The organism is uncultured Streptococcus sp. (assembly GCF_901875575.1).
Taxonomy (GTDB): Bacteria; Bacillota; Bacilli; order Lactobacillales; family Streptococcaceae; genus Streptococcus.
Genome location: NZ_CABFMF010000047.1, coordinates 1 through 797 on the forward strand (window position 1 = coordinate 1; position 797 = coordinate 797).

Here is a 797-nt window from a genome sequence, read left to right on the forward strand (position 1 = left end):
TCGTAGACTCATGAAATTATCGTAGTTTTGTAAGATATTATCTAAACGAAGAAATTGACCAAACAAAGAGACAAATTCTTTCTTATCACTTTCTTTAATGATAGATTGCGGGTTCGGAAATTTTTCTTGTAACTCTTGAACAACGTCCATATAACCCTTTTGCGCTTCACCGGCCTCCGTAAAGCCTGTCATATACTCTTGATAAGAACGTTCGAGCAAGACTTCTGCTGTCTCAGTCTTTCCAAATAGCTTAATAGCATCAGTTGTTGCCTTCTCTAAATCCCGGAAGCTTACAATATTCCCAAATGACTTAGTAGCATCATAAATTCTATTGGTGCGTGAAAAAGCTTGGATTAAACCATGATATCTCAGATTTTTATCCACAAATAAAGTATTTAAAGTCGGTGCATCAAAACCAGTCAAGAACATCCCAACTACAATTAAGAGATCCACTTCCCGATTTTTGACACGTTTAGCCAAATCACGATAGTAATTCTGAAAATCATTACCGTTAATAGTAAAATTAGTGCCAAACAACTGATTATAATCAGCTATACAACTACTCAAAAATTCTTTACTACTAATATCTGCTAAATCTGCCGGTGAAAAGCTCTCATCGTCAATTTCACCAATAGCCACCTGAGACTCATTCGCAGCATAGGAAAAGATAGTCGCAATCTTCAATCGTTTTTCAGAATCTTTTTGCTGATTTTGTAACTCTTGATAGTAGACTTTTGCTGCATCAACACTTGAAACAGCAAACATAGCATTGAAACCTTTACCAGTTAATCGATGCG

Annotated in this window: 1 pseudogene; it reads right to left on the reverse strand. The window is 35.9% G+C overall.

What is annotated here, in order from left to right:
* Window positions 1-797, reverse strand: a pseudogene (locus tag QZ114_RS08145) (type I restriction endonuclease subunit R); the annotation flags it as partial.